This is a genomic window from Paraglaciecola sp. (assembly GCF_039942875.1).
GTDB lineage: Bacteria > Pseudomonadota > Gammaproteobacteria > Enterobacterales > Alteromonadaceae > Paraglaciecola.
The window spans coordinates 1-2,107 of sequence record NZ_JBDVBQ010000012.1 but is presented as its reverse complement, the minus strand read 5'-3'; the positions used below and the strand labels follow the sequence as shown (position 1 = coordinate 2,107).

4 protein-coding genes and 1 pseudogene are annotated in these 2,107 nt (G+C 35.7%); 1 reads left to right on the top strand and 4 read right to left on the bottom strand.

The window, feature by feature from the left end:
- Positions 1 to 150: pseudogene (locus ABJE44_RS03535) on the top strand (IS110 family transposase); the annotation flags it as partial.
- A gap of 22 nt (positions 151 to 172) precedes the next feature.
- Here the strand turns inward: ABJE44_RS03535 and ABJE44_RS03530 are convergent.
- The 4 genes from ABJE44_RS03530 to ABJE44_RS03515 form a co-directional block, all read right to left on the bottom strand.
- Complete coding sequence (locus ABJE44_RS03530) at positions 173 to 547, bottom strand: hypothetical protein (RefSeq protein ID WP_348120643.1); 375 nt, start codon at positions 545 to 547, stop codon at positions 173 to 175.
- A 79-nt stretch (positions 548 to 626) separates the two neighbouring features.
- Positions 627 to 950, bottom strand: coding sequence for a hypothetical protein (locus tag ABJE44_RS03525; protein ID WP_348120641.1), 324 nt, complete (start codon positions 948 to 950; stop codon positions 627 to 629).
- A gap of 101 nt (positions 951 to 1,051) precedes the next feature.
- Positions 1,052 to 1,390, bottom strand: coding sequence for a hypothetical protein (locus ABJE44_RS03520; protein ID WP_348120639.1), 339 nt, complete (start codon positions 1,388 to 1,390; stop codon positions 1,052 to 1,054).
- Between the two features lie 87 nt (positions 1,391 to 1,477).
- Positions 1,478 to 1,831, bottom strand: a complete 354-nt coding sequence (locus ABJE44_RS03515; RefSeq protein WP_348120637.1) for a hypothetical protein — start codon at positions 1,829 to 1,831, stop codon at positions 1,478 to 1,480.
- Between the last annotated feature and the right edge of the window lie 276 nt (positions 1,832 to 2,107).

Genomic DNA, 2,107 nt, shown 5'->3' with positions numbered 1-2,107 from the left:
CCAGTATTTAAAGACACATATCAACGATTAGTCGCCGCAGGAAAACCTAAAAAAGTAGCTATTATTGCTTGTATCAGAAAGATGGTTGTTATCTTGAATTCGATGCTAAGAGACGGCGTGATGTGGGAAGCGCCAAAGGCTAAAAATTAACTATTGACGCCATAGTCTCTTGTTAGGTGAAATTACTGATTATTTCTTGTGCTCTACTTTTTGAAAATACACCATTAATTTCAGGATCTGTAAACTCTGCGATTACATCCTCTATGCACTCATCGGAGAAGGAAATAGATTCAGACAATTGAGCTGCGTCAGCAATATAACTTAATTCAGCGCTAGTTAATTCATCTTTAATAAACAATGTGCACAATTTTGATATTTCGTAATTACCAATTTGAAGCTCTCTATCTTCAATTACTACGATATCTATTGAGCTACCAACTATTTTTGTTAGCGTTTCATAGTCTTCGTGGTATTCACTAAATCCAGAGAGAAAGTCTTTGGGTGATAACTCTTCCTTAAGTAGGTTTGATAGCGAGCTTAGCTTCATGCACTTTTCACCTAACGCCCCAATATGCCGACGAAATGAGCGCAGCGAGTTGAGGTCGGAATAATTGGATTGTTATATTTTATTCTACCCAAAGGTTTGTCAACCTCGGGTGTCCGCTACTGGAGCAGCCATTTATTGTATAGCCTACATTAGATTTAGACATTAAAGCTGCCAAACCTATGGAAAGAATTTTATCAAACATGACATTGTCATTTGTGGCTGCAATGTTTCCTGACTTCAAGCAATCATCACCGTTTTGCATATCTTCAAAAATAAAATATATAGTCCCATTATTATCTGTTTCGTGGACAAAAACCTTCTTAATCTTCGTATCATATACGTGGGTAGCTGAATAACAATTAAATGAAAGAAGAGTAAATAATATTGAGGTTAAATATTTCATCAGTTTCCTTTTCCCTATGTGCAAATATAACGCATTAAATATGGGGATTTTAGGAGCGCTTTTTCGGCAAGTAAAATTCCCACCATGATGTTTTTGTTAAGCTATTTTTTCATCCGAAGATGTTCAAGTAGCGCCACGTTACCCTGATATGGCGAACAGGATGTATCGTTTACATAACCAGATAAAGTAGCACCACTAGCAAATGCAGTTAAAACAACTGACATGTATTGCTTACCCTCATCAGTCGATTTATCAAAGCCAAAATATTTTGGAGCTACTGCGCACACAGGGACAGGCTCGATAGTACAATCAAGTAGTACGTGACCGTTATTTGCACCAGCAGTGATAATTTCTATAACTTTGCAATCATTGAAATCTGCTGAATATGATGTAATTGGAAGGCATGCGAAAAAAAGAGTGCCAATTTTAAATCTCTTCAATTTATTCTCCCTATTTGATATTAAGGCTTAACGATTCAAATATGAGGCGCGGCTTTTTCGCGTCCCATGCATTATTTGCTTGTTAGGCTAATCAGGCTCTAAGCCAAGCTGATATGCATTAACAATATAACTATCGCTTTCAGTAGAATACTCACTTGTTGCTTGGTGATACATTGTTTTAGCAGTAACCTTAGCTGACATTGCCATGCTCATCATATATTTAGCCTTATCCGTCGTACAATCCGTAATCCTTATTTCTTCTGGGTCATCGCAGATATTCGAATCTTCACTTTTTTTAACGCTCAAATTTGACATACCAATTTTACATTGTTCTCCCACAACTCTTATATTGGATACTTGGAAAGTATATGCCTCCCAAGCATTTACACTTAAAGGCATAGTAATGAAAAATAAACCTAAAACCCTTTTAATAACTAACATAGATATCTCCTTCTAATATTTGGCATAACGCTTATTATCGAGCATGTCGTATATGTAACTTCTCGATTTGATTTTTATTCCCGTCATTTCCAGCCCTTACCTATTGATTTTATTAAATGTTTTTAACTTTGAAGTTATCAAAACCACAAAGAGTTGCAAAAGCAAAAGGAGACTCGACTTTAACGCGACTTTTCTGCTTCCTATTAAAAACCATGAGCAAAATATTTTCCATAATTAAATTAATAACTTAGCATTTTTTGGAAAAACAAAGCGAGA

Coding starts and splice junctions, on each gene's coding strand:
- ABJE44_RS03530 (WP_348120643.1), bottom strand. CDS start 547: ATGAAGCTAAGCTCGCTATCAAACCTACTTAAGGAAGAGTTATCACCC.
- ABJE44_RS03525 (WP_348120641.1), bottom strand. CDS start 950: ATGAAATATTTAACCTCAATATTATTTACTCTTCTTTCATTTAATTGT.
- ABJE44_RS03515 (WP_348120637.1), bottom strand. CDS start 1,831: ATGTTAGTTATTAAAAGGGTTTTAGGTTTATTTTTCATTACTATGCCT.